Below are 24,989 nucleotides of genomic sequence, written 5' to 3'. Positions count from 1 at the left end.
CGCGTTCACGCGTCCGCGGCGCGTGAACGCAGGCGCCGCAGCATGCGGCCGTCCTCGAACCCGACGGACCGGGCCGCCGAGTCGACCGTCGCGCCCTGGCCGATGAGGTGTTCGGCCCGCTCCAGCCGCAGCAACTGCTGGTAGCGCAGCGGCGTGAGCCCGGTCGCCCGCGTGAAGCCGCGCGTCAGCGTCCGCTCGCTGCACCCGGCCTCGGCCGCCAGCCGGGCCAGCGGCAGCCGCTCGGCGAACCGCGCGTCGAGCAGGTCCTGGACGCGGTGCACCGCGTCGCTGAGGTGGCCGCGGTGCCGCAGCATGGCGCTGGCCTGCGGCTCGTCGCCGTTGCGGCGGGCGTAGACGACCATCGCGCGGGCGATGCGGGCCGCCGCGGCCGGTCCGTGGCCGGTGGCGACCAGGTGCAGCGCGACGTCGATCCCGCTGGCGATGCCCGCGGAGGTGACCACCCGGTCGTCGAGGGTGTAGAGGACGTCGCGCACGACGTGGGCCCGCGGGTACCGCGCCGCCAGCTGGTCCTGCAACTCGTGGTGGGTGGTGCAGCGGCGGCCGTCGAGCAGCCCGGCCCGGCCCAGCGCGTCGGCGCCGGAGCACACGCTGGCCACTGTGCCGCCACGCGCGTGGTGCGCGCGCAGTCCGCGCAACTGAGCATCGGAGAGCACGGCCGTACGCGGCAGGAAGTCGCCCTGCCAGCCGGGAACGATGACGAGGTCGTCCGCGCACAGCTCGGGCCACCCGGTCTCGGCGTGCACCGGCAGCGACTGCGCCGTCGGCACCGACGCCTGCTCGGCGACGTAGGTCAAGGTGTAGCCGAGTCCCTGCCGGGCGGCGGTGGAGAACACCTGCGCGGGTCCCGCGAGGTCGAGCAGGTGCACGCCGGGGACGAGTACGAAGACGACGCGGGTCACGAACCGGTCAGCCTACCGGGTTGGTCGCACCGGTGAGCTCGTCGACGGTTGCGATGGTGGCGAACCGGCCCGCGAGGGCGTAGCGGGTGCGGGCGATGATCTCGTCGGTGCCGAGGGTGCGCGGGTCGGCGAGGACCTCGGCCAGCGGCCGGTCCGCCGGGGCGTCCCAGTGCGGGATCGGCTGCGTCGCCGTCGCGTCGACGGCGAAGGTGATGGCGTAGCCGTAGTCCGACGCCACGCGCGCCGTGGTCTCGCAGCACTGCTCGGTGCGGATGCCGCACACGACCAGCTCGCGGATGCCGTGCGCGGTCAGCGTCTGCTGGAGGTTGGTGGTGGTGAAGGCGTTGTGCGAGGTCTTGGTCAGCACCGGCTCACCCGGCTGCGGCCGGAGGTCGTCGAGCAGGCGCACGAACCCGCTCTCGGGGTCGAAGACGTTGCCTGTGCCGGGCTCGGTGTGCAGGACCCACACCACGAGGTCGCCCGCGTCGCGGGCCATCCGCACCAGCCGGTCGACCTGCTCAGCGATCCGTGGCTCGGAGATGGCGGCCCAGTTCGGGCGCTGCCGGAAGGATTCCTGGACGTCGATCACGAGGAGTGCTCTGTTCACGCCGGCAAGTCTTGCCGGGAGGGCACGGCGGCGGGAAGGCATCATCGCGCCGCCGTGCGGAACGATCCGGTCAGCGCCGGGCGCCGGTCACGCGGGGCGGATTGCGACGGCGTCGATCTCGAAGAGCATGTCCGGCAGGGCGAGGGAGGCCACGCCGATCAGGGTCTGCGCCGGCGGCCGGTCACCCCAGGTGCGCTCGACCTGCCCGGCGAGCACGTGGAGCTTGTCCGCGTCGTGGTCGACGACGTAGGTGCCGACGCGCACGACGTGCTCGAAGGTCAGGCCGACGGCCGTCAGCGCGGTCCCGAGATTGGCGAAGGCCCGCTCGACCTGCTCGGCGAAGCCGGGCGAGACGACCTGGCCGTCATCGCCGGAGCCGTACTGGCCGGCGATGAACACCGGGTTCCCGCCGGTGGCCTCGACGACGTGGCTGTAGCCGAACGGGACCGGATCGTGCAGCACGGCGGGATTGGTGATGATGCGAGACATCTGGCCGACCATCTCCTGTCGCGGGAAAAGTGTCGCAGCGTCGCCAGGATATGCCCGCCGGAGCTTCCGCGGTGGTCAGCCGCGAGGCACGGTCGAACCCACCAGCTCCGCCCATCCCGGCGTGATCTCCGACCAGTCGCCGGGGCCGCTGAGGACGGCGACCGCGGCGGTGCGCATCTCGTGCGTCCGCCTCGTCAGCAGCGAGACCAGCCCCTCGAAACCCGGGTTGTGGCCGACCAGCAGCACGGTGCGCACGATCTCGGGCAGCCCGTTGACGACCGCGAGCAGATCGCCCGTGGTGGCGTCGTAGACGTCCTGCTCGTAGCGCACCGTCGGCGCGGACGCGAGCTCTGCGCCCAGCAGCTCCCAGGTCTGCTTGGCCCGCAGCGCCGGGGAGCAGACGACGAGCTCGACACCGGGCGCGTTGTTGCGCATCCACTTGCCCGCGACGGGCGCGTCCTTGCGCCCGCGGGCGGCGAGCGGGCGCTCGAAGTCGGACCCGCCGTCGGGCCGGTCGGCCTTGGCGTGCCGGCAAACGATCAGCGTCCGGTTCTTACCCGTCATGCCCACTCCATCGGTTCCGAGTTTCGGTTCAGCACCACGGTAAAGCCGTACCGCGACGCGGGCGCGGCCCGGTGGCCGCGGCCCGGTGCGATGTGGCCGCGGCCCTGGCGTCCGCGGTGAAATCCGGTGGCCCCCGTTCTCGAGGGGTTGCGAGAATCCGGGCATGTCCCGTGGTTTCGAGGAGCTGGTCGCCGAGGGTGCCGCCGTGTCCGTAGACGGCTGGGACTTCTCGTGGCTGGAGGGACGTGCCACCGAGCAGCGGCCGTCGTGGGGTTACCAGCGCATGATGGGCGAGCGGATGGCCACCGCCCGCGCAGCGCTCGACGTGCAGACCGGCGGCGGGGAGGCCCTGGCCGGGGTGCCGGAGCTGCCGCCGCTGGCGGTGGCCACCGAGTCGTGGCCGCCCAACATCGCCGAGGCGACCCGGCTGCTGCACCCGCGCGGCGTGGTGGTCGTCGCCGACGCCGACGAGCCGCCGCTGCCGTTCGCCGACGAGGCGTTCGACCTGGTCGTCAGCAGGCACCCGGTGACCACGTGGTGGCCCGAGATCGCCCGCGTGCTGCGGCCCGGCGGCACGTACTTCTCCCAGCAGGTCGGCCCCGCCAGCGTCTTCGAGCTCGTCGAGCACTTCCTGGGCCCGCAACCGCGGGAGGTGCGGCGCAAGCGCCATCCCGACGACGCCCGGGCGGCGGCGCAGGCAGCGGGGCTGGAGGTGGTCGACCTGCGCTCGGAGTCCCTGCGCACCGAGTTCTTCGACATCGGCGCGGTGGTCTACTTCCTGCGGAGGGTGATCTGGATGGTCCCGGGCTTCACGGTGGACCGGTACCGCCCGCAGCTGCGCTCCCTGCACGAACGCATCGAGGCCGAAGGCTCCTTCGTCGCCACCACGACCCGCTTCCTGATCGAGTGCCGGAAGTGACGGGACCGGCGTCTCAGAACTGCCCCGCCGCGATCCGCTTCTCGAACCAGTGGTCGGCGTACTTGCGCCGCGCGTACGGCGGGATCTCGGCGAAGCCGTGCTTGGCGTAGAGTCCGCGCGCCTCGACGAGGTCGGCGCGGGTGTCGAGCCGCAGCAGCGACGCCCCGAGCGAGCGGGCGTGCTCCTCGACCGCCACCAGCAGCCGGCCGCCCCAGCCCAGGCCGCGCACCCGCGGTGCGACGTACATGCGCTTGATCTCGGCGATCTCCGGTGACAGCAGCCGGACGGCCACGCAGCCGACGGACGTGTCGCCGTCCCACCCGACGAGGAACGCGCCGTGCGGCGGGCGGAGGTCGTCGCTGGGGTCCTCGGCCAGGGCGCGGTCGATCTCCTCGGTGGTGGCCTGCCGCCCGTAGTACCGGCTCGCCACCTCGTCGACGTAGGTGCGCAGCAGCACCGCCGAGACCGGATCGTCGACGGGGGTGGCGGTGATGCGGTGCTGGTCGCCGACCGCGGGGGAGATGCCCATGTGGACAGTATTCGGGCGCTGTCCAACGGTTTCCGATTCGCAGTGCGATGTCCGAAACCCGCTTGGCTCGGCTCCCCGGCGCGGATTGACTCGAGGTGCACCGCAAGAGGCACGACGACGAGGACGACGACGATGACCCCACGAACCGCCGAGACCGACCAGCTCTCCGCCGCTCTGGATGACTTCTACGCGGCCGAGGCCGAATACCTCGCCGCCGGTGGCCCGGGCCGGGCCGACTTCTCCGGAGTGGCGCGGCACCTCGACCCGGACGTGGTGCTGCACCAGGACCCGGGCCTGCCGTACTCGGGGACCTGGCGCGGCCACGACGGCCTGGAGCGCTTCTTCGCCACCATGAGCCGGACGTGGGAGCGCTTCGACATCGGCGAGCAGGACTACTGGTTCGGCGATGCGACCGCGGTCGTGCTCAGCCGGATCAGGGCGCGGGCCAGAGCCACCGGCACCGAGCTGGAGTTCCCCATCCTCCAGCACATCCGGATCCGCGACCGCGGGCTCGCCGAGGTGCGCCCGTTCTACTGGGACACCGCGGCGATCGCGAAGGCGTGCTCAGGCTGAGTCCTTGCGAACCGTCCAGCCGCCGTCGACCACCAGGCTGCTCCCGGTGATGTAGGACGCCTGCGCGGACGCCAGGAAGTGCACCGCCGCGGCGACCTCGGCCGGCTCGCCGAGCCTGCCCATGACGGTGCTCGCCGCGCTCCGCTCGCGCCCTTCGGCGTCGACCCGGTCCCACGCGGCGGTCGCGATCGGACCCGGCAGGACGCAGTTGACCCGGATCCCGGGCCCGTAGTCGACGGCGAGCTGACCGGTCAGCGACAGCAGCGCGCCCTTGCTCGCCGCGTACGCCGCGTGACCGGGGATGCCCGCGTGCGCGTGGACCGACGACACCAGCACGACGCTGCCACCACCTGCCCGCAGGGCGGGCAGGCACGCCCGGAAACCCAGGTACGCGGCGTCGAGGTTCACCGCGAGCTGCCGCCGCCACTCCTCGGGCGCCGTCTCGTGCAGCGGCTTCACCGCCACCGCGTAGGCGTTGCTGACCAGCACGTGCATGCGCGGAGTCCGTTCGGCCACCCGCTGCCAGGTCTCCTCGACGGCCACGTCGCCGGTGATCCACGTGGCTTCGGCGCCGGAGGCCGCCAGGTCAGCGGCCAGCCGGCGCCCGGAGTCGTCGACGTCCACGCCCAGAACCGGGTTCCCCGCCCCGGCGAAGCACCGCAGCACGGCCGCGCCGATACCCGACGCGGCACCCGTGACCACCGCGCAGCCGAGCGCGCTCATCGGCCCACCCCGTCCAGCGGCAGCCGCAGTTCCAGGCCCGCGCCGATCGGGCGGTTCACCGCCCGGATCGCGTCGAGCTGGCCCCGCGGCAGCGCCCGCCGGTAGACTCGGACCTCGTCCAGCGCGCCGTGCCAGCGGTCGGCACCGTCCACCCGCTGTCCGATGTGGACGCCGTCGATCCCGAACTCCGCGCCGCCGGCCGACACCGAGCCGAGCGGAGCCGCCGCGACGGCGACCTCGGCACCGTCGACGATCATCCGGAACCGCCCGCCGCCGCGCTGCAGGACCACGTGGTGCCAGCGCCCGTCGTTGAACGCCGACGTCGAGGCGATGGTGGCGTGCCCCTCCTCGGCCGCCAGGTGCGCGCGGATGCGGTTGCTCCCCGGCTCGGCGCGCAGCCACAGCTGCGGGGTGTTCTCCGAACCCATCCGGTAGGCCCAGAGGAGGGTGTGCGCTCCGGCGGTCTGGTCGTAGGAGAACCACGCCGTGACGGTGAAGTCGTCGGAGCGCAGGTCGAGCTCGTCGGTGAGCGGGACGTGCACGTGCTGCCCGCCGGTGGCCGCCAACGCGGATCCGAACCGGCCCTCGGTCAGGCCGGGCGTTCCTCGCACGTACGCCGTGTGCGCGTTCTTCGACACGTCCGGAGTCGTCGGACCCGGCGCGGGCGGCTCCGGGAAGTTCGGCGGTGTGCCGTTGGGCTGCTCCAGGTACGCCTCGCCGAAGCGCGCGAGCACGATCTCCTCGTACGGATTTCCCTTGCCGCGCTCGTAGAGCAGTCCGATCGTGTCCTCGTCGATCGCGGTGAGGTCGGAGTACCCGGACGGTCCCCAGTGGACGATCTTGCCGTCCTGCCAGCTCTCCCAGCTCCCGCCCTCGTCGTAGGACGAGCGGATGCTCATGGCCTCGCGCCCGGCCGGGTGGGCGGGTGCGGAGAACAGGATGCGGTTGCCTGCGTCGCCCTCGTCGACGGCCCGCCAGCGCAGCGCCGAGCCCTGGATGATCGGCGTCTGGAGCTCGGGGATCGTGCGGAACGGCTTCTCGAACGTCTCGCCGCCGTCGGCGGAGACGGCGAAGGCGCGGTGCCCGGGATCGGTGCCGCCCTGGTCGCGCGCCGCGGCGTACACGCGGCCGTCGACCAGCTCCACCACGCTCATCTCCTGCGGCTTGATGGTGTCGGGCCGGTGCTCGGCGTTGGCGCCCACCCGCCAGTTGAGCCCACCGTCGTCGCTGTAGACGAGGTGACCGCCGACCTGGCGCTCGTCGGCCGACTCGTGCGATGCGCCGACCACGAGCCGTCCGGCGTGCTCGCCGCGGGTGAGCTGGATGCCGTGCATCGGCCCGGTCGCGTACCAGCGGTCCCACGCAGGGTCCTTGACCTGCGCGGTGATGTCCCGGGGCGCGCTCCAGGTCCGGCCGTCGTCGTCGCTGTGCTGGACGTGGACGGTGCGGTCGCGGTCGACGTCGCCGGGGTTGTGCGTGGTGACCAGGACGACGCGGCCGGTAGCGGCGTCCACGACCGGAACCGGGTTGCCGAAGGTGTGGGGTCCGTTGTCGCCGACGAGCTGGACCGGGCCCCAGGTCCGGCCCCCGTCGGTGGAGCGCCGCACGACCAGGTCCACGTCACCGTCGTCGCCGCAGTCGTTGCGCCGTGCCTCCGCGAAGGCCAGCAGGGTGGCGGCGGTCGTCCGGACGATGGCCGGGATCCGGTAGCAGGCGTAACCGGCCAGTCCCCGGGCGTAGAGCGCCTGTTCGGTGAAGTCCGCCGGACCGCCGGGTGGGCCGGCGGCGTGGGCGGGTGCGGCCAGGACGCTGCTCGCGGTCACGGTCACGACGGCCGCAGCGAGCACCCGCAGCCGGTGCGCGGCGCGCGGTCGGCAGGCGGGCTCCGGTCGGTGGTCAGCGGACGGTCGAGCGGGGCGGAATCGGTTCATGGACGCCGAAAACCCTTCTGACGCCGGATGTTCGACGGTGCGGCCACTCGCGTCCCGGTTCGGACGACCACTTGTCATCGCCCGGCCCGCCCGCTAGCTTGCACACATCGCAGGACATCCTACGTCCCACGTGTGATGCCCACAATGGTCGAATCGACCACCAGTCCGAGGAGCGCAATGGCCCAGCCCGGTCCGCAAACCGAGGTCCCGATCGCCGGCGGGGTCGTCCCGCCGCTGTGCACGCCCCTGACCCCGGAGCGGGAGCTGGACGTGCCGTCGCTGGAGAAGCTGACCGGGCACCTGCTCGGCGCGGGCGTCCACGGCCTGTTCGTCACCGGCTCGACCGGCGAGGTCGGCTACCTGCCGGACAGCACGCGCCACCGCGTTCTCGAAGTCGTGGCCGGGGTCAGCGCGGGGCAGGTCCCGGTGCTGGCGGGAGTCATCGACACCGCGACGCCACGGGTCGTCGAGCAGGCGCGCGCCGCGCGGCGCCACGGAGCGGACGCCCTGGTCGCGACGGCGCCCTTCTACGTGCCGACCCACCCGGCGGAGATCGCGGTGCACTTCCGCCGGATCCGGGCGGCGGTCGACCTGCCGCTGCTGGCCTACGACATCCCGGTGTCGGTCGGCACGAAGCTCGCCGCGGAAACCGTCGCCGAGCTCGCCGCGGACGGCACGCTCGCCGGGCTCAAGGACTCCAGCGACGACCTCGACGGTATCCGCACCGTGCTGGAGACCGTCGACACCGACCGGTTCCTGGTGTTCAGCGGCTCGGAGACGATGGCCGACACCGGGCTGCGGCTCGGTGCGCACGGGCTGGTGCCCGGGCTCGGCAACGTCGACCCGGACGGCTACCTGCGGCTGCACCGGGCGGCCACCGCCGGCGACTGGGCGCTGGCCGAGTCCGAGCAGGTGCGGCTGCGCGGGCTGTTCCACCTGATCAAGGTGGGGATGCGGCGTCCGATGAGCCGGTACTCCTCGGCGATCGGGGCGTTCAAGGAGGCGCTGGTGGCCAGGGGAGTGATCGAGCACGGCACGACCAGCGTCCCGATGATCCCGCTCGACGAAGCCGAACGCGCCGAGGTGCGGCGGTTCCTGGTCGAGGCCGCTCTGCTCCCGGAGTGACCTATGTGGACCTCGAAGATGACCAGGCGCCAGGGCCTTCGCGCGCTCGCGGGCGCGGCCGCCGGGCTCGCCGCCGCCGGGTGCACGCAGCAGCCGGCTCCCCAGCCGGGACGACCGGCGATGCCGGGGGAACCGGTGGAACTGGAGTTCTGGGCGTGGGTGCCCGGCATGGACGAGGTCGTCGCCACCTGGAACCGGCAGCGCCCGGACATCCAGGTGCACTACGTCGAAGTCCCCGCCGGGGCTGACGGCGCGTACCCGAAGCTCTACGCCGCGCTGGAAGCAGGGGCCGTGCCCGACCTGGTGCAGATCGAGTTCATGGAGCTGCCCAACGCCGTGCTCCACGGAGGACTCGTCGACCTGGCCCCGCTCGGTGTCGGCGAACACCGCCACCAGTTCGTCGACTGGACCTACGAGCAGGTCAGCTTCGGCGGCGGGGTCTACGCGGTGCCGCAGGCATCCGGTCCGGTCGCGACGTACTACCGCAAGGACCTCTTCGACGAATGGGGCCTGACACCGCCTGCGACGTGGGAGGAGTTCGAGCGCGTCGCCGAGCGGGTGCGGGAGCACGACGCCTACCTCACCACGTTCCCGACCAACAACGCCGAGGTCCTGTCCGCGCTGTGCTGGCAGGCCGGCTCCATCTGGTTCGGCGCCGACGAGCGGCAGTGGGTGGTCGACGTGGACAACCCGGCGACCCACCGGGTCACCGCCTTCTGGCAGCGACTCATCGACCGGGACCTGGTCGACACCATCCCCAACAGCGGCAACGCCTTCTACAAGAGCGTCCAGGACGGCCGGATCGTCAGCCTGCTCGGTGCGCACTGGCACGCGGAGGTGCTGGAGGGCAACGCCGAGAACACGGCGGGCAAGTGGGCGGTGGCGCGGATGCCGCAGTGGGACGCGGCCGGTCCGGTGCGCACCACCAACCTCGGCGGCTCGGCCACCTCGGTGGTGCGCGGCAGCCGCTTCCCCTCACAGGCCCTGGAGTTCGCGCTGTGGCTCAACACCGACCCCGCCACGGTCAGCGACCTCGTCGTCAAGGGCATGGGATTCCCGGCGCTGGCCGACCTCTCCCACGTCGCGGCCATGGACGAGGCGTTCGGCTTCTTCGGCGGTCAGCGGATCAACGACGTGTTCCGCGAATCCAGCGAGTCGGTGGACAACAGCTGGAAGTGGCTGCCGACCACGAACCAGGCGCTGGAGCACATCAACGCCGAGCTGCAGGGGATGGCCGCGGGCGGGCGGAGCCTGCGCGAGATCGCGGTCGACGCCGAAGCCCGGATCATCCGCGACCTGGAGAAGAAGGGGCTGCCCCACCGGTCCTGACCGCCACCGCTCGCGGTGGCCGCGAGCAGCGCTGACAAAGGAGTCGCATGCGCCGCACCAAGGGGACGAGAGTGGCCGTCGCCGGCCTCGTCGGACCGTTCCTCCTGTTGTTCCTCGCGTTCTTCATCGCCCCGGTGCTCTACACGCTGCACCGCAGCCTGCTGGTGGTGCAGCGCAGCGGTCCGCTCGGCCTGGGCGGGGCCGATAACGTCTTCGGCGGGCTGACCAACTACCGGTGGGCGCTGGAAGATCCCGGATTCATCGCCGGGTTCGGCCGCATCCTGCTGTTCGGCGTGGTGCAGGTTCCGGTGATGATCCTCGGCGCGACCGTGCTCGCCCTGCTGCTGGACACCGCCTCCGCCCGCTGGAAGGGCTTCTTCCGCAGCGCCTACTTCCTGCCCTACGGCGTGCCCGGCGTCATCGCATCCATCCTGTGGGGATTCCTCTACACCCCGGGCATCAGCCCGGTCTCGGAGCTGTTCGCCGCACTGGGAATCCCGGTCGACTTCCTGTCGTCGGGCTCGATCCTGTGGTCCATCGCCAACATCGTCACCTGGACCTACGCCGGCTACAACATGCTGGTCATCATCGCCCAGCTCAACGCCATCGACCCCGCGCTGCAGGAGGCCGCGCGCATCGACGGCGCCAACGCGTGGCAGATCGCGATCCGGATCAAGCTGCCGCTGATCCGCCCGGCCCTGGTGCTCAACACGGTGTTCAGCATCATCGGCACGCTGCAGCTGTTCACCGAACCGCTGCTGCTCAAACCGCTCAGCGGCTACATCGACGTCGAGTACACCCCGAACATGAGCGCCTACGCCGAGGCGTTCACCAACAACGACTACGGGCTGGCCGCCGCGCAGTCGATCATCGTCGCGGTGACCTGCTTCGTGCTCTCCTTCGGGTTCCTCAAGCTGGTCGGAAGGAGGGGCGCGTGATGCCGGAGCGGGCGTCGAAGATCCTGGTGACCGCCGTGCTGGCGGTCGCGGCGGTGTACTTCCTGCTGCCGGTGTACTGGCTGGCCGTGGCGGCCACGAAGACGACCACCGGCCTCTACGGCTCCAGCGGGCTGTGGTTCTCCGACCCGAGGCTGTGGACCAACCTCGGGCAGCTCTTCAGCCACGACGGCGGGATCTACCTGCGCTGGGTCGCCAACACCCTGCTCTACGCCGGGGTCGGCGCGCTGGCCGGGACGTGGCTGTCAGCGGCGTGCGGGTACGCCATCGCGAAGTTCTCCTTCCGCGGCAGGGAAATGGTGTTCAACCTGGTGCTCGGCGGGGTGCTGATCCCGTTCACCGTGCTGGCGCTGCCGCTCTACCTCATCTTCAGCTCGCTGGGCCTGGCCAACACCTACGCCAGCGTGCTGCTGCCCAGCATGGTCAGCCCCTTCGGGGTCTACCTGGCGCGCATCTACGCCGACGCCGCGATCCCCGACGAGCTGCTGGAGTCCGGCCGGATCGACGGCGCGGGGGAGTTCCGCATCTTCAACACGCTCGTGCTGCGGCTGATGAAACCGGCGCTGGTGACCGTGTTCCTGTTCCAGTTCGTCGCGATCTGGACCAACTACTTCCTGCCGCTGGTGATGCTGTCCGACAGCAGCCTGTACTCGCTGCCGCTGGGACTGGCGGCGTGGTCCACCGCGGCCGAACGCGACGCGGTGCTCACCCAGCTGACGGTGGGCGGCGCGTTCGTCTCGGTCGTTCCGCTGATGATCGCCATGCTCTTCCTGCAGCGCTACTGGAAGGGCGGGCTCACCGAAGGGAGCGTCAAGTCTTGACCGAACCGCAGGCCGCCCGCCGATTCCGGGAGCGCATCGCCACCATCGCCTACGGAGGGGACTACAACCCCGAGCAGTGGCCGCGGGAGGTGTGGCGCGAAGACATCCGATTGATGAGCGAGGCCGGGATTTCCCTGGTGTCGGTGGGCATCTTCGGCTGGGCGCTGGTGGAACCGCGGCCCGGCGACTTCGACTTCGGCTGGTTCGACCAGGTGCTGGACAACCTCGCCGAGGGCGGTGTCGCGGCTTCGGTCGCGACGATGACCGCCTCGCCGCCGCCGTGGCTCGCGAGGAAGTTCCCGGAAACGCTGCCGCAACGCGCCGACGGCACCATCCTGTGGCCGGGCGCCCGGCAGGCGTACTGCCCGTCCAGCCCGGTCTACCGCGAGCACGCGCTGCGGCTCGTCGAGAAACTCGCCGAACGCTACGCCCAGCACCCAGCGCTGGCGTTGTGGCACATCGGCAACGAGTACGGCTGCCACGTCCGCGCCTGCTACTGCGACAGCTCGGCGCTGGCCTTCCGCGACTGGCTGCGCGAGCGCTACGGCGACGTCTCCGAGCTCAACGAGGCGTGGTCGACGAAGTTCTGGTCCCAGCGCTACGACGACTTCGACGAGATCCTGCCGCCGCGCACCGCGCCGACCTTCGCCAACCCGGCGCAACGGCTGGACTTCGCCCGCTTCTCCTCGGACACCATGCTGGAGCTGCTGCGGATGGAGAAGGCGGTCCTGCGCCGCGTCACGCCGGAGATCCCGGTGACCACCAACCACGTTCCGCTGGCCAGGACCCTGGACCTGCACGCGTGGTCGTCCGAAGTGGACGTCGTCGGCTACGACTCCTACCCCGACCCGCACGACCCGCGCGCCCACGTGCTGGCCGGCCTGTCCTACGACGTGTTCCGGTCGCTGCGCGGCGGCCAGCCGTGGCTGCTGATGGAACAGGCGCCCAACGCGGTGAACTGGCGGCCACGCAACGCCGCCAAGGCCCCCGGCCAGATGCGGCTGTGGAGCTGGCAGGCCGTCGCCCAGGGCGCCGACGGCGTGCTGTTCTTCCAGTGGCGGCAGTCGGCGGGCGGCGCGGAGAAGTTCCACTCCGGGATGGTGCCGCACGCCGGCACCGACACCCGCACCTTCCGCGAGGTCACCGAACTGGGCGCCGAACTGGCCGCCGCCGGGGAGCTGGCGGGCACCCGCCCGGACAACGACGTCGCGCTCGTCCTCGACTGGGACAGCTGGTGGGCCCTCGAACTGGACTCCCACCCGTCGGAGCTGGGCCAGGTCGACGCGTTGCTCGCCCACTACGGCCCGCTGTTCGATGCCGGCATCGGATGCGACGTCGTGCACCCCGACCGCGACCTGTCCGGCTACCGGCTCGTGGTGGTGCCGAACCTCTACCTGCTGCGGGAGACGACCGCGGCGAACCTCACCGACCACGTCCGGCGCGGCGGGCACCTGCTGGTGTCGTTCTTCTCCGGCATCGTCGACGAGAACGACCGCGTGCACCTCGGCGGCTACCCGGCCCCGCTGCGCGAGGTGCTGGGACTGCGGATCCCGGAGTTCCAGCCGCTCGCCGAAGGCGCCGGCATCGGCGTGGAACTGCTCGGCAGCGCCGCCCGCGCGACGCTGTGGTCGGAAAAGATCGAGCCCAAGGGTGCGAGCGTGCTCGGCACGTTCACCGAGGGCGCGCTCGCCGGGCACCCGGCGCTGACCCGCCACGCCTTCGGCGACGGCGCGGCCTGGTACCTGGCAACCCGCCCGGAGCCGGAGGCGATGCGCACGCTGATCGACCGCGTGACGGCGGAAGCCGGTGTCCAACCGGTGCTGGCGGACCTGCCCGCCGGAGTGCAGGCGACCCGCCGAGGCGAGTTCTTCTTCCTGCTCAACCACAACGCGGTCGAGGTGAAGGTGCGGCTGCCGTGGCCCGCGGCCGACCTGCTCACCGGCGCACAGGCCGCCGAGGTCACCCTGCCCCCGCGCGGAGTCGCCGTCCTCAAGCCCGTGGAGCGGTGATCCGCTGGTCAAGCGGTGACTTTCCCCGAATGGAGTACAGGCGGCCGGATGCGTTCCTATGCTGCCCGGGATGATCGACCGGTTAGGCACAGGTACGTGGGAAGAAACGTCGGAGAAGGCGGCGATGTCCGAGTCGCTGCGCGGGACGGCGGTCCCGATGGTCCGGCTGGTGCCGTGGGTGGCGGCGTTCTACCTCGCGTCCGGGTGCGTGGGCGGCGCGCACAGCACCTCCTCCGGGCCGGTCCCCACCACGGCGGCCCCGACGACCGAGACGGCGACCCCGACCACCACGGCCGAGACCACCACGACGGAGACCACGACCAGCGAAACCGACGACGTGCAGAACTGGGACCACGTCGCGGTGTGCGTCGACCCGGAGACCGAGGTCCGGCTGCCCGACGAGGACTGCGAGGACGCACCGACCGACTACACCGACGTTTCCGGCCAGCACGTGGGCGTCGCCGCCCTCTGGTACCACTACTCGACCTCGGCCGGCGCCTTCGCCGCACCGGTGGGCACCCGGGTCAGCGGCGGCAGCTACACCACGCCGAAGACCGGCCCCTCCGGCCAGACCGCCGCGGTCGGCCGGGCGGGCAGCGTCCCCACCACGGGCGGCACGATCCCGCGGGGCGGCTTCGGCACCGGCACGTCGGGCACCTCCGTCGGTGGATAGGGAATGTTCCAGCAGTGGCTTGCGGCGAACCTCAGACGCCTTCTCGCTCCGGGCTCGCCGAGTTGCAAGGCGCTATGGCTGCGCAGTGGACCGCTGTCGTGCTTCTTGAAGGAGATCCACTGCCGTGATACGGCTGCGCGGTATGGCGGTTGAGCCGATCACTTCGCGTTCTCCGCGGCCGGTGCGGAGGTCAACGCTCGTGCAGGAGTGGCGCGAGCTGATGTTCCTGCATTGGCCGGTGGAACCGGCGCGAGTGGCCGGTCTGCTGCCGCCTGGTACCCGGCCGGACGTCCTGGACGGCGTTACCTATGTGGGGCTGGTCCCGTTCCGCATGCACCGTGTGGATCTGCCGGCAGGGCCGGGAGTGCCGTATTTCGGGTCGTTCTGCGAAACCAACGTGAGGCTGTATTCGGTGGACGATGCCGGCCGTCGCGGGGTGGTGTTCCGATCTCTGGATGCGGCCCGGCTGTTGCCCGTCGTGGTGGGCCGGGTCGGCGTGCGGCTGCCTTACGTGTGGTCGAAGATGCGGCTGGACCGCGACGGCGATGTGATCACCTATACCTCCCGTCGCAGGTGGCCTGGACCGCGGGAGGTGACCAGTCGCGTCGTTGCCAGAGTAGGGCCGCCGATCGTCGAACAGGGTGGGTTGGAACGGTTTTTGACCGCCCGGTGGGGTCTGCACGTGTCCTGGTACGGCCGCACGTGGTATCTGCCGAACGAACACCCGCAGTGGCCCCTGCACCACGCCGAATTGCTCGATCTGGACGACAGCCTCGTCACCGCGGCCGGATTGTCCGCACCGGCCACATCGCCGGTCAGCGTGCTCTACTCACCGGGAGTTCCTGTCCGGTTCGGCACGCCGGTACCAGTAGATAGGCAGGCCCCGGGCCCACGAACCTTATCCTGAAACGACCTGTGAAGAACCCCTGGCCCGGCCCGGAGCGGCCCGCGCCCGGGGTGGTGGCTCGAACCCGCCGCACCTGCCAGACTCCAGGCATGGCCGAGGACGTTGCCGCCTGCGAGGTGGCGCACAGCGACGCACCGGTGGAAACCGGCGACCGGACCCTGGTCGCGGTGTTCGCCTCACCGGTCTCGCGCTACCTGCTCCGGTACGGCCGGGACCTCGGGTACCGGACGCTGCTCGTCGAGCCCGACCCGCAGCGCGCGGCCCAGGTGGGCGACACCGGCGCCGACGTGGTCGGGAAGGTGACCGGCATCGGCGGTGACACCGACGTCATCGTGACCGACCACCACCGCCCGGAGCTGGGCCCGATGCTGCGCGACGTGCTGGCGCACCAGGTCCGCTGGGTGGGAGTGCTGGGCAACCCCCGCCACCCGGCACCGCACGTCGCCGCGCTGCGCGAACTGGGCGTCGAGGACGACGCGATCGGCGAGGTGCACCGGCCGATCGGGCTCAACATCGGCTCGCGCCGCCCGCCCGAGATCGCCATCGCCGCGCTGGCCGGCCTGCTCGCCGACCGCAACGGCAGGCCCGGCGGCTTCGAGTTCTGACCCGTCACGACGACGTCCGCAGCTCCGGCGCGACCTCGTCGCCCGACACCGTGCGATCGACCATCCCCGAGTCGTCGCCGAAGAGCCGCTGCACCCGCCCGGGGGCGTTCACCGCGATGAGCACGGCCACGACGATGGTCAGCCCGAACGACAGGCCACCCAGCGCCGCGCCGCGCCCGGTCTGCTCGGCGATGGCGTTGCCCAGCACCGGGGCGACCGCGCCGCCCAGCGCACCGACGTTGTAGGTGAAGCCCAGCCCGGCCGCGCGCCGGGAGGTCTCGAAGTACCCGCCGACCAGCTTGGGCAGGATGCCCGAGATGCCCTGGCCGAACATCTGCTGGAAGAACAGCAGCACCGCGATCCAGCCGAGCTGGTCGCCGCCGAGCGCGAACACCGGCAGCACCGGCACCAGCGAGGCCAGCAGCGTCCAGGTGTAGGCGCGCTTGGTGCCCAGCCGGTCGCCGGTGAAGCCGGCCAGCACGCAGCCGACCGCGGTGCCGAAGCCGGCGAAGAACAGCACGTCGGCGACCTGGCCCGGGTCGTAGCCCAGGTCCTGCTTGAGGTAGGTCGGCAGCAACGCCTGGATCGGCCACGAGTACAGGAACGCCAGGAACACCACGACGATCAGCGTCACCATCATCGGCGTCGCCGACCGCGCGAACTGCGCGGCGAAGGCGAGCAGACCACCGGCGGCCGCCACCGCGAGCAGCACCGAGACCACACCCGACGACCAGCCGATGAACAACGCGAACAGCGAAACCGCGACCAGCGCGGTCAGCAGCACGTTCCACGGCCGCGCCCGGCCCTGGTAGAGCACGTCGACGAAGGTCGGCTCGTCGTGGGAGGCGTGCTCCCAGTCGGCGGCCTCCGGGATGCCGCGGCGCAGCCACAGCGCGATCACGATCGGGGCCAGCCCGAGGAAGAACAGCGCCCGCCAGCCGAACGACGGCACGACCCAGCTGTAGACCTGGGCGGCCAGCACACCGCCCAGCGAGAAGCCGGAGAGCAGGAAACCGCTGGCGCGGTTGCGCAGCCGCCGCGGCCAGCTCTCGATGACGTAGGTCGCGCTCGCGCTGTACTCCCCGGCCATGCCCAGGCCCACGACCAGCCGCGCCACGAACAGCGGCCAGTAGTCCCACGCCAGCCCGCAGGCGAAGGTGCCCACCGAGTAGAGCACGATGCTGATGATCATCGCACCCCGGCGGCCGTAGCGGTCGCCGACCGCGCCGAGCACCAGGCCGCCGAACCAGCGGGAGATGAACGCCGCCGACACCAGGGCGGCAGCTGCGGCGTCGGTGAGCCCGAACTCGTCGCTGATCTCGGTGAGCACGAGCGTGATCAGCACGAAGTCGAAGCCGTCCATCGCGTAGCCGAGCCAGGCGGCGAAGAACGCCTTCCAGTCGCGGGCCGAGAGCTGCCGGTACCAGCGCGCGGAGTCGCTCGTTGCAGCCATCTGAGCCTCCTCGCTCATCACACCCCGGACATAGGACGTAGGATGTCCAGGCAAGCTACTCTGGGCCATCGCGGATGGCAAGGTTGTTCTCAGCGGTGGCCGGAATCGGCGGTGGGCGCCGAACCACCGGGCAAACCGGAGCAGGCGGAGGGACGGGAATCGATGGCTGGTGGCGGCAGGCAGCTCCAGGACCGAGTCGTGGACCTGATCCTGGAGTCCGGGCTGCCTCCAGGCTCCCCGCTGCCCAGCGAACCGCAGCTGATGGCCCAGCTCGGCGCCAGCCGCAACTCCATCCGCGAGACGCTGCGCGCCCTGCACACCCTGGGCATCGTCGACATCCGCCACGGCTACGGCACCTTCGTCGGCGAGGCACCCGTGACCGCGCTGATGCCGGGCCTGCTGTTCCGGGCCCGCCAGTCGGCCCGCCAGGACGCCTCGACGCTGGCCGACTTCATCCAGATCCGCCGCATCCTGGAGACCGCGCTGATCGCCGAGGTGCCGCAGCACGCCGACGAGGACTTCCTGGCGGAACTGGAGTCCTGCGTGGCCGAGATCAGAACCGGTGACGTCGTGGAGGCCGACCGGCGGTTCCACCAGACGCTGTACCGGCCCGTCGGCAACGAGATCGCGGTGCAGCTCATCGACCTGTTCTGGACCGTCTACCACCGCGTCGAGGAGGAGATCGACCCGCCGGAGTGGTTGCGCGAGGAGATCGGGCGCGAACACCAGTCGATCGTCGACGCGATCCGCTCCGGTGACGCCGGGCGAGCGGCCGAGGCGATGACCCAGCACTTCGCCGACATCGAGCGGCGCTCCCGCCGCTTCATCGACCGCCAGCGCTGAGGAGTGCTGCAGAAGTGGTTCGCGCAGCGGTTCGGGCGGCGGAACCTCCGTGCTTGTCTTTGATCTTGTTTAAGTGGTGAGTTGGCGGGTCATGAGGCGTGGCCCAGTTGACGATGGTTTCGGAGTGGGCGGGGAGGCGTTCGTAGTCGCGGATGGCGTCGACGATGGCTCGTCTCGGGTGTTTCTCCGGGTGGCCGCCGTAGCGGGTCTGGCTAGCCGGGGCGGGCAGGAGTGGTTCGATCAGGGCGCACTCGGCGTCGGTGGTGTCGGAGGGGTCGCGGCGGGTCCGGCCGGTGGCGTGGACGTGCGGTACAAGCGGATCGGGCCTTTGCTGGTTGATCTCGATGTGGTGTCACGATCACTGGCGAAGGCCTGTCCTGTACCTACGCCAGGGGATCAAAGACAGGCACTCAGAAGCCTTCTCGCTCCGGGATCGCCGACCGCCAATTCACCACGTCGACGCTGTCCTCGCGAGAAGGCTTCTGAGAACCCGTAGCGGTGCGGGCGGGGTCCCGCACCGCGAGCGGCTGACGCCGCTCGCGAAACAGACCCTGAACTCCGCCGTCGGCGGGCGAAGGCCGCAACAACCGCTTCACGCGGCGGAAACAACCGCTGGTCAGAATCCACCACATGAGGATCCAGCAGGTGCAGTGGGCGGACGCCGACGCCGTCACGCTGCGCGCTCTGCAGCGCGCCGAGATCGCCGCGAGGTACGGCACACCGGACAGCGAACCCGGGCTCGTGCCGTCGCAAGCGGACATCGCTGCGTTCTTCGTGGCTCGCGCGGACGACGGCATCCCCGTCGGCTGCGGCGGACTCCGCCACCTCGGCGGCGGCGTCGGCGAGGTCAAGCGGATGTACGTCGTCCCGGCCCGGCGGGGGAGCGGCGTCGCGGTCGCGATCCTGGACGCGCTGGAGGACTGGGCGCGCGGCCAGGGCTGGACCACCCTCCGGCTGGAGACCGGCACCGCGCAGCCCGACGCGGTGCGCTTCTACACGCGTTCGGGCTACCAACGCATCCCGAACTTCGGCGCCTACGCCGGTGTTGAGACCTCGTTGTGCTTCGAGCGGGTGCTCGAAGCACAACGCAGCGCCTGATCGAAGCGCGGAGACAGCAGTGGGGCCGGCCCTCCGAAGAGGACCGGCCCCACCGCGCTGATGCGGACTACTGGTCGGCGGTTTCCTGGTTCTTGATGTCGCTGCGGTCGCTGGAGCTCGGCAGGTCACCAGGCAACTGCACCGTCTGGCTGATCGGCCCGGGCGAGAACATGCCCCAGCGGACCTCGTGGCTGACCCGCATCGCCGCCTCCGCGGGCAGCGCCTCGGGCGTCTGCGGCTCCAGGACGTAGAGCGAGCCCCAGTCCCGGGAGATGTCGTTCTTCAGATACGTCGGCAGCTCCATGGTGTTGGAGTTGACGTTCATCCACCCGAACGGCCCGCCCATGTCCGGCGACGACCAGCTCTGGCCGATGTCGCGCACCTCGGCACCACCGGCGACGCGGAACTTCGGCATCTCGAAGATCCCGTTGCGCATCGCGGGGATCCGCAGGCACGGGTGCACCAGCGCCGCGGGCCACTCCACGTAGGTCCCGGCCTGGCCGACGAAGTCGGTCATCCGGGTCAGCTTCGGAGCGCGGGGAGCGCTCAGCGCCAGCCAGCCCTCCGGAGCCAGCGCCTGGTCCTTGGCCACGATCCGCAGCTTGGTCGCGCCCTCGGCGTCGCCGTCGACCATCAGCCGGGAGTCGCGCCAGTTCGGGGGCGCGCCCTGCGCCTTGGGCAGGATGCGGCGGTCCATGATCTCGAACCCGCGCGGCGTGTCCTTGCCGAACTCGACGACCGCCGAGTTGGGCTCGGCGTCGATCCCGGCCAGCGCCACGACCACCGGGACCTCGCCGCTGGTCGCGCGCTCGGGGATGTCGTACCAGTCGGTGCGCAGCTCCCCGGTGCCCAGGCCCTGCGGGTCGTAGCTGCCCCACACCGGCGCGGCCGCGTCGCCGAAGTGGTGCGGCGGCGTCCAGTCGGGCTGGCCAGGGTAGGCCTGGTCGCTGGACGGCACGCCCGGCTGCACGAACCCGTCGGTCTTGGCGCGCAGGTAGTCGTTGGGCTTCTCCGGCTCCGCCTTGCGGCCGGGCACCTTCGTGCCGGGCGCGGCCACCGACGGCTGCTGCGGGGAGACCGCGAGGACGCCGTCGCGGGGCTGCGACTCGACGTAGACGTAGTCCGACAGCCCGCAGCTGTTGCCCATGAGCTGCTGGACGTTGTCGGCGCCGATGCTGTAGCTGCCCCACTGCTTCTGGACGACCTTGGCGAAGGTGGCGACCTCGCCGGCCACCAGCAGCGCGCACACGATCGCCAGCGGCGCGGTGCCCAGCTTCAGCGCCCGGCTGCGCTGTTCGATGCTGCTGACGTCGACGACCTTCGGGTTGTTCTCGTCGAGGCGCAGGTGCTCGATGAGCGCGACGACGGCCGCGACCGCGGCGACGGCCAGCAGCGCGGTGCTGGCGTTGAACCCCTTCAGCGACGGCGGCTTGTCGAACCACGGCACGCCCCAGCCGGAGACGTAGAACCAGCCGTTGGGGCCGGTGGCGGCGAAGGCGATGATCAGCATCAGCCCGGAGAAGAACGCCGCCCGGTTGCGCCGCGAACGCAGCACGGTGCTGCTGGTCGCCAGCGCCGTCAGCGCGGCCAGCGCGCCGCCCAGGGCCGCGAACAGCCCGAAGTGGTGCGACCACTTGGTGGGGGTCACCACCAGCACCACGAACGACAGCGCCGTGACCGCCAGCAGGCGGCGGCTCGGGCCGAGCGCGGCACCGCGGATGCGGCCCCGGCGCAGCAGCATCACACCGCAGGTCGCCAGGCACAGGATGACCAGCAGCACCGGGAAGCGGCGCACCAGCGAGCCGTCCGGGGTCGGGGCGAACAGCAGGTTGTAGCGGTTGAGCTCCTGGTACCAGTGGTCGTTGGGGCCCAGCTCCTGGCGCAGGTCGGTGGCGTCCATGACCGCCTGCCAGGTCTGGTCGGAGAACACCACGACCATGATCACGAAGCCGCAGGCCGCGATCGGCGCCAGGATCGGCAGCCACCCGAACTGCCTGGCCCGGCTGCGCACCAGCCGGAACAGCGGTTTGATCGCCGCCACGTAGGGCAGCACCGCGACCAGACCGGTCGGCCCGGCGCCCACCGCCAGCGCGGCCACCACCAGGCCCAGCGCGGCCGGCATCATCCGCCTGGTCGCCACCGCCCGCTCCACCGCGCACAGCGCGAGCAGCGAGAACAGCACCACCACGGGCTCGGAACGCAGACCGTTGTTGTAGGGCATCCAGAACGCCAGGAACACCGCGGCGCCGGCCCAGCCGGCGGCGTTGCTGCGGCGGACCTGCTGGCCGAGCCGGGGCAGCACCTCGCGGCTGATCAGCAGCCAGCTCGTGATGCCCATCAGCAGCGCGGGCAAACGCACCCACGGCGTCGCGGTGGAGACCTGCACCCACAGCGAGTACAGCTCGTAGAACCAGCCGAACGGCGCCTCGGGTACGGCGAACCAGCGGTAGTAGTTGGTGATGTAGTCGGCTTCCTCGCGTGCGCGGGCGATCGTGAGGATGTAGCCGTCATCCGAGGTCATCGCGCCGATGAGCCACCAGATGCCCAGCGAGCCGAGCACGGCGAGGTCGCGGAGGGTGGGCTTCCACCAGCCAGAGGGCGCCAGCCGCGGCGGGCGCCGCCCGGCCCGGCCGTCGAGCCTGCGCAGCACCACCACGCAGCCGATGAACGCCAGCACCGCCCCCGCCATCACGACGATCTTCAGCGCCGTCGCGTGGCTTTCGTAGCGGGTGTCGACCTCGGCCTTGAACGACAGCCCCGCGGTGCGGTCCACGGCGGCGTCGAGGTCGGAGTAGATGCCGGTGAGCTGCGGGCGCACGTCCTCGTTGGCCAGCGCGATCTGCTGGCCGCCGACGGCGGCGGTGGTGCGGTAGCCGTCGGAGTGCACCGTGATCGCGCAGTTGCCGACCGGCATCGGCGCGGTGCCGAGCTGGCGGCCCTTGGAGGTCAGCACCAGGCGGCCGTTGTCGACCTGCAGCCGCAGCCCCGTCACCTTGCCGGTGTCGGAGTTCAGCGGCGTGGTGCTGACCAGGGTGCCGTGTCCGTCGCTGCGCGCGTCCAGCGACCGCGCCGACTCGCACGGCACGGTGGCGTCGATCCGGACCGGCGAGTAGCTGGCCAGCGGTGCCGCGACCGGGCGGGTGCCCTGCGCGGTCGGCCACTGCAGCGTCGTGACGTCGTAGTTGACCGGCATGAAGGGCACCGCCAGCGCCAGCACCGCTCCGAGCAGTCCGAGGACGGAGGCGACCAGCCGCAGCTTCTTCGCGGCGGGGTCCCGCCCTGATTCCGGGGAGCGCGCCGCGTCGTCGCCGGACGGCACGGGTTCCTCTTCGGGACTTGTGGTGTCATCCTTGCCCGCACTAAGCACACGAGCAAAATAGTCGCCGCTCGTGGCGCCTTTTCCAGCGCATCGCCGTTGTCAGCGGACCGAAATCAGGGCGGTACCCCTGTCCTGCGCTCTCAGGTTGCTCTCAGCCTGCCGTAACCCGCCGGTGACCTGCTTCAGCCGGCGCCGACCCCGAACACGTTGAGGATGGTGTAGGCGCCCAGCAGCGTGATCGCGGCGCTGCTGACGACCAGCAGGACGTTGAACGCGGCCGAGCCGTGCAGCCGGGGGTCCACTTCGGTGCGCCGCAGGTACCAGGTCGCGATCACCACCGCGGGCAGGAAGATCCCGGTGGCCACGCCGCCGATCTGGACCATGACCACCGGTGAGCTCACGAACAGGTAGGCCATCCCCCACAGCACCGGCTGGATCACGGTCAGCGCGCGCAGCCACCGCTGCCGGGCGACGGAGTCCTGCCAGTCGAGCACGCCCAGCGTCGCGAACAGGTTGGTGTACATGCGCGACCAGCTCGGGACCGAGGCCCACAGGGTGGAGCCGAGCACCGCCACCGCGCCGAGGAGGAACAGGACGTTGGCCCACTCGCCGATCGTGTCGGTGTACATCCGGGACAGTGTCGTGATCATCTCGTTGCCTTCGAGCACGAGACCCTGCGGGTGCAGCACCGCCGCGCCCATGACGAAGAACGCCAGGGTGCTGAAGGTGTAGATGACCCACGACAGGAAGACGTCCTTGTACATCACCCGGATCCAGCCGCGCGCCCGACGCACCCACTCGTCGCTGCCGTCCGGCGGCCCCGCCCAGCGGGCGTAGCCCTTCTCCACGCACCAGTAGGTGTAGAAGGTGATCTCGTCGGCACCGACGCCGGTGATGCCGAACATCGCCACGGCCGCGCCGAGTGCGCCCGCCGGGATGGTCAGCGCCAGCCCACCGGCGACGTCGGCGCCCGAGTAGCTGAACGGCGTGAACGGAAGACCGAAGGCGATCACGACGGTGACCGCGGAGAAGACCGCGACGAGCAGGAACGCGCCGCGCTCGATCAGCCCGTAGCGGTTGGAGTACAGCAGCGCGATGCTGCCCGCGACCACGATGAGCGTCCATGCCGCCAGCGAGGTCGGACTCAGCGGATCGGCGCCGACCGGGATCAGCAGGCTCAGCGAGACGGCGACCCCGCCGACGATCCCGCCGAGCTGGAGCAGTTTGGACAGCGCCATCGCGATCCACAGCAGACTGATCCAGCCGATGCGGCCGAACCGCGGTGGGACGGCGTTGTAACCGGTGAGGCCCGGTTTGCCGGTGGAGATCGTCCAGCGGGCCAGCTCGGCCTGCAGCGCGACCTTGACGCCGGTGCTGAGGATGACCATCCACAGCAGCGCGAACCCGGCCTCGGCGCCGAGCGCGGTGGTGGCGATCAGCTCGCCGGAGCCGACGATGGAGGCGCTGACGATCAGGCCGGGGCCGAGGTAGCGCAGGCTGGCGGCCCAGCCCCGCGGTGGTTCCTTGATGCCGTCGGCGGTGAGGAGGTACGGGTCGTCGGAGGCGGCTACGTCTGTTCCCATCGCGCACTCCCTCGTGCGTCGGGCCGTGACGGACCAAGCGGGTACCACGCCGCAGCGTGGAGATTTTCACACTTGTGAAACTGAGCTTTGGTGTGTGAAAAATTACAGCGGCCGATCGCCTCGGTCAACGGTCCGGAGCCGCCGGCCGCGCGGGACCGGCGAGGAGGTGCCGGTGAGGAGGTGTCGACCGGACACAGTGGACGAACCGGGGTGATGGCGCACGCATGCCTTCGGGCGTGGTGCGGCCGGATGCTGCGCAGCGGCCACGCTGCACAGGCGGGGTGAACACGGCGTGATCACCAGTTCCGCGCGCAGTCGCCCGGCATGCCGCCGGTGTGCTTCGCCGGAACCGGCGCAGGTCTCCCCGGTGCTCTTGGTCCTGTACTCGGTGAGCGGTCACGTCACCGCGATTGATCGACACGCCCGCGAGGCGGGGCCGGTCTCTTCGGCGGGCAGGGGCCGGCCCCGCCGGCTCGGGTCACGCCGTGGCGGGTCGCCTCGGGCTGCGACAGCCGCGCCGACCGAGTGCTCACGCGTGGGTGGCCGTCTCCTCGTCGCCGGCGCAGCACTGGGCGGCCCCGTCCTCCGATGGGGCAGCTCCGAACGTGGCGGAGTCCGCCTTGACCACGTAGACCTCCCAGGGCTCCCCGCCCGGCCCGTGCACCCAGACCTTGTCCTGCCGGGCATAGCAGCAAGTCGTGTCCTGTTCCACCTCCGTGAACAGGCCCAGTGCGCGCAGCCGCTCGGTGGCGTTGTCGACCTGCTCGGTGCTTTCGACCTCGACGCCGAGGTGGTCGATCGCGGTGTCCTGGCCGGGCTCGCCCGCGACCAGAACGAGCTTGAGCGGCGGTTCGGCGATGGCGAAGTTGGCGTAGCCGGGCCGCAGCTTGGCCGGTTCGGCGCCGAAAAGCTTCGAGTAGAACGCGATCGAACCTTCCAGGTCCCCGACCCGGAGGGCCAGTTGCATGCGAGACATCTCAACCCCTTAATTAGATGTCCATCTAAACAGATGG

The 24,989-nt window shown here is 71.2% G+C and carries 23 protein-coding genes; 12 read left to right on the top strand and 11 right to left on the bottom strand.

The window, feature by feature from the left end:
* Window positions 1-5 precede the first annotated feature (5 nt).
* The 4 genes from SACE_RS24935 to SACE_RS24920 all read right to left on the bottom strand — a co-directional run bounded on the left by SACE_RS24935 (window position 6) and on the right by SACE_RS24920 (window position 2,580).
* Window positions 6-920: a GlxA family transcriptional regulator gene (locus tag SACE_RS24935; RefSeq protein ID WP_009942448.1), complete on the bottom strand. Its 915-nt coding sequence runs from the start codon at window positions 918-920 to the stop codon at window positions 6-8.
* Window positions 921-927: 7 nt separating this feature from the next.
* Window positions 928-1,527, bottom strand: a complete 600-nt coding sequence (locus tag SACE_RS24930) for a cysteine hydrolase family protein (RefSeq protein WP_029621368.1) — start codon at window positions 1,525-1,527, stop codon at window positions 928-930.
* Between the two features lie 87 nt (window positions 1,528-1,614).
* Entirely contained in the window at window positions 1,615-2,016 is a 402-nt protein-coding gene (locus SACE_RS24925) for a RidA family protein (protein ID WP_009942450.1), read from the bottom strand.
* Between the two features lie 75 nt (window positions 2,017-2,091).
* Window positions 2,092-2,580 (bottom strand): SixA phosphatase family protein, encoded by a 489-nt coding sequence (locus SACE_RS24920; RefSeq protein WP_009942451.1) that lies wholly within the window; start codon window positions 2,578-2,580, stop codon window positions 2,092-2,094.
* A gap of 163 nt (window positions 2,581-2,743) precedes the next feature.
* Between SACE_RS24920 and SACE_RS24915 the strand changes: the two genes are divergently transcribed.
* Window positions 2,744-3,499, top strand: a complete 756-nt coding sequence (locus SACE_RS24915; protein WP_009942452.1) for a class I SAM-dependent methyltransferase — start codon at window positions 2,744-2,746, stop codon at window positions 3,497-3,499.
* Window positions 3,500-3,512: 13 nt separating this feature from the next.
* Here SACE_RS24915 and SACE_RS24910 read toward each other — a convergent pair whose 3' ends face one another.
* Window positions 3,513-4,028, bottom strand: coding sequence for a GNAT family N-acetyltransferase (locus tag SACE_RS24910; protein WP_009942453.1), 516 nt, complete (start codon window positions 4,026-4,028; stop codon window positions 3,513-3,515).
* Between the two features lie 132 nt (window positions 4,029-4,160).
* Here SACE_RS24910 and SACE_RS24905 point away from each other — a divergent pair, with 132 nt between their 5' ends.
* On the top strand, window positions 4,161-4,601 hold the full coding sequence (locus SACE_RS24905) for a nuclear transport factor 2 family protein (RefSeq protein ID WP_009942454.1): 441 nt from the start codon (window positions 4,161-4,163) through the stop codon (window positions 4,599-4,601).
* Here SACE_RS24905 and SACE_RS24900 read toward each other — a convergent pair.
* Window positions 4,593-5,324, bottom strand: a complete 732-nt coding sequence (locus SACE_RS24900) for an SDR family NAD(P)-dependent oxidoreductase (protein WP_009942455.1) — start codon at window positions 5,322-5,324, stop codon at window positions 4,593-4,595. The genes SACE_RS24905 and SACE_RS24900 overlap by 9 nt on opposite strands.
* Window positions 5,321-7,147, bottom strand: a complete 1,827-nt coding sequence (locus SACE_RS24895) for a sialidase family protein (RefSeq protein WP_231849773.1) — start codon at window positions 7,145-7,147, stop codon at window positions 5,321-5,323. The genes SACE_RS24900 and SACE_RS24895 overlap by 4 nt, the downstream gene beginning before the upstream one ends.
* A gap of 285 nt (window positions 7,148-7,432) precedes the next feature.
* Here SACE_RS24895 and SACE_RS24890 point away from each other — a divergent pair, with 285 nt between their 5' ends.
* From SACE_RS24890 to SACE_RS24855, 8 genes are all read left to right on the top strand, one after another.
* Window positions 7,433-8,380 (top strand): dihydrodipicolinate synthase family protein, encoded by a 948-nt coding sequence (locus SACE_RS24890; RefSeq protein ID WP_009942457.1) that lies wholly within the window; start codon window positions 7,433-7,435, stop codon window positions 8,378-8,380.
* An 18-nt stretch (window positions 8,381-8,398) separates the two neighbouring features.
* Window positions 8,399-9,709: an ABC transporter substrate-binding protein gene (locus tag SACE_RS24885; RefSeq protein WP_231849771.1), complete on the top strand. Its 1,311-nt coding sequence runs from the start codon at window positions 8,399-8,401 to the stop codon at window positions 9,707-9,709.
* Window positions 9,710-9,756: 47 nt separating this feature from the next.
* A complete protein-coding gene (locus SACE_RS24880; protein ID WP_031334171.1) occupies window positions 9,757-10,647 on the top strand; it encodes a carbohydrate ABC transporter permease in 891 nt (296 codons plus the stop codon).
* Window positions 10,647-11,486, top strand: a complete 840-nt coding sequence (locus tag SACE_RS24875; protein WP_011874625.1) for a carbohydrate ABC transporter permease — start codon at window positions 10,647-10,649, stop codon at window positions 11,484-11,486. The genes SACE_RS24880 and SACE_RS24875 overlap by 1 nt, the downstream gene beginning before the upstream one ends.
* Window positions 11,483-13,495: a beta-galactosidase gene (locus tag SACE_RS24870; protein WP_009942461.1), complete on the top strand. Its 2,013-nt coding sequence runs from the start codon at window positions 11,483-11,485 to the stop codon at window positions 13,493-13,495. Before SACE_RS24875 ends, SACE_RS24870 begins: the two co-directional genes overlap by 4 nt.
* A gap of 70 nt (window positions 13,496-13,565) precedes the next feature.
* Entirely contained in the window at window positions 13,566-14,168 is a 603-nt protein-coding gene (locus tag SACE_RS35780) for a hypothetical protein (RefSeq protein WP_143538216.1), read from the top strand.
* A 199-nt stretch (window positions 14,169-14,367) separates the two neighbouring features.
* Window positions 14,368-15,075, top strand: coding sequence for a YqjF family protein (locus tag SACE_RS24860; RefSeq protein WP_009942463.1), 708 nt, complete (start codon window positions 14,368-14,370; stop codon window positions 15,073-15,075).
* Window positions 15,076-15,164: 89 nt separating this feature from the next.
* Window positions 15,165-15,680, top strand: a complete 516-nt coding sequence (locus tag SACE_RS24855; RefSeq protein WP_009942464.1) for an XdhC family protein — start codon at window positions 15,165-15,167, stop codon at window positions 15,678-15,680.
* A gap of 4 nt (window positions 15,681-15,684) precedes the next feature.
* On the opposite strand, the gene SACE_RS24850 is transcribed toward SACE_RS24855, so the two are convergent.
* The gene (locus SACE_RS24850; protein ID WP_009942465.1) at window positions 15,685-17,133 is read right to left on the bottom strand and encodes an MFS transporter; all 1,449 of its coding nucleotides are present in this window, start codon (window positions 17,131-17,133) and stop codon (window positions 15,685-15,687) included.
* Between the two features lie 111 nt (window positions 17,134-17,244).
* Between SACE_RS24850 and SACE_RS24845 the strand changes: the two genes are divergently transcribed.
* Entirely contained in the window at window positions 17,245-17,976 is a 732-nt protein-coding gene (locus SACE_RS24845) for a FadR/GntR family transcriptional regulator (RefSeq protein ID WP_197537712.1), read from the top strand.
* A 630-nt stretch (window positions 17,977-18,606) separates the two neighbouring features.
* Window positions 18,607-19,074 (top strand): GNAT family N-acetyltransferase, encoded by a 468-nt coding sequence (locus SACE_RS24840; RefSeq protein ID WP_011874621.1) that lies wholly within the window; start codon window positions 18,607-18,609, stop codon window positions 19,072-19,074.
* Between the two features lie 67 nt (window positions 19,075-19,141).
* On the opposite strand, the gene SACE_RS24835 is transcribed toward SACE_RS24840, so the two are convergent.
* The 3 genes from SACE_RS24835 to SACE_RS24825 form a co-directional block, all read right to left on the bottom strand.
* Entirely contained in the window at window positions 19,142-22,393 is a 3,252-nt protein-coding gene (locus SACE_RS24835) for an arabinosyltransferase domain-containing protein (RefSeq protein WP_009942468.1), read from the bottom strand.
* 182 nt (window positions 22,394-22,575) lie between these two features.
* On the bottom strand, window positions 22,576-23,976 hold the full coding sequence (locus SACE_RS24830; RefSeq protein ID WP_009942469.1) for an Nramp family divalent metal transporter: 1,401 nt from the start codon (window positions 23,974-23,976) through the stop codon (window positions 22,576-22,578).
* 529 nt (window positions 23,977-24,505) lie between these two features.
* Window positions 24,506-24,952: an ArsI/CadI family heavy metal resistance metalloenzyme gene (locus tag SACE_RS24825; protein ID WP_011874619.1), complete on the bottom strand. Its 447-nt coding sequence runs from the start codon at window positions 24,950-24,952 to the stop codon at window positions 24,506-24,508.
* Window positions 24,953-24,989: the final 37 nt, after the last annotated feature.

The organism is Saccharopolyspora erythraea NRRL 2338 (assembly GCF_000062885.1).
GTDB lineage: Bacteria > Actinomycetota > Actinomycetes > Mycobacteriales > Pseudonocardiaceae > Saccharopolyspora_D > Saccharopolyspora_D erythraea.
Note: the sequence above shows the minus strand (reverse complement) of the source record. Positions and strands in the feature narration are given on the sequence as shown.

Coding starts and splice junctions, on each gene's coding strand:
- SACE_RS24925 (WP_009942450.1), bottom strand. CDS start 2,016: ATGTCTCGCATCATCACCAATCCCGCCGTGCTGCACGATCCGGTCCCG.
- SACE_RS24920 (WP_009942451.1), bottom strand. CDS start 2,580: ATGACGGGTAAGAACCGGACGCTGATCGTTTGCCGGCACGCCAAGGCC.
- SACE_RS24915 (WP_009942452.1), top strand. CDS start 2,744: ATGTCCCGTGGTTTCGAGGAGCTGGTCGCCGAGGGTGCCGCCGTGTCC.
- SACE_RS24910 (WP_009942453.1), bottom strand. CDS start 4,028: ATGGGCATCTCCCCCGCGGTCGGCGACCAGCACCGCATCACCGCCACC.
- SACE_RS24905 (WP_009942454.1), top strand. CDS start 4,161: ATGACCCCACGAACCGCCGAGACCGACCAGCTCTCCGCCGCTCTGGAT.
- SACE_RS24900 (WP_009942455.1), bottom strand. CDS start 5,324: ATGAGCGCGCTCGGCTGCGCGGTGGTCACGGGTGCCGCGTCGGGTATC.
- SACE_RS24890 (WP_009942457.1), top strand. CDS start 7,433: ATGGCCCAGCCCGGTCCGCAAACCGAGGTCCCGATCGCCGGCGGGGTC.
- SACE_RS24885 (WP_231849771.1), top strand. CDS start 8,399: ATGACCAGGCGCCAGGGCCTTCGCGCGCTCGCGGGCGCGGCCGCCGGG.
- SACE_RS24880 (WP_031334171.1), top strand. CDS start 9,757: ATGCGCCGCACCAAGGGGACGAGAGTGGCCGTCGCCGGCCTCGTCGGA.
- SACE_RS24875 (WP_011874625.1), top strand. CDS start 10,647: ATGCCGGAGCGGGCGTCGAAGATCCTGGTGACCGCCGTGCTGGCGGTC.
- SACE_RS35780 (WP_143538216.1), top strand. CDS start 13,566: ATGATCGACCGGTTAGGCACAGGTACGTGGGAAGAAACGTCGGAGAAG.
- SACE_RS24855 (WP_009942464.1), top strand. CDS start 15,165: ATGGCCGAGGACGTTGCCGCCTGCGAGGTGGCGCACAGCGACGCACCG.
- SACE_RS24850 (WP_009942465.1), bottom strand. CDS start 17,133: ATGGCTGCAACGAGCGACTCCGCGCGCTGGTACCGGCAGCTCTCGGCC.
- SACE_RS24840 (WP_011874621.1), top strand. CDS start 18,607: ATGAGGATCCAGCAGGTGCAGTGGGCGGACGCCGACGCCGTCACGCTG.
- SACE_RS24830 (WP_009942469.1), bottom strand. CDS start 23,976: ATGGGAACAGACGTAGCCGCCTCCGACGACCCGTACCTCCTCACCGCC.
- SACE_RS24825 (WP_011874619.1), bottom strand. CDS start 24,952: ATGTCTCGCATGCAACTGGCCCTCCGGGTCGGGGACCTGGAAGGTTCG.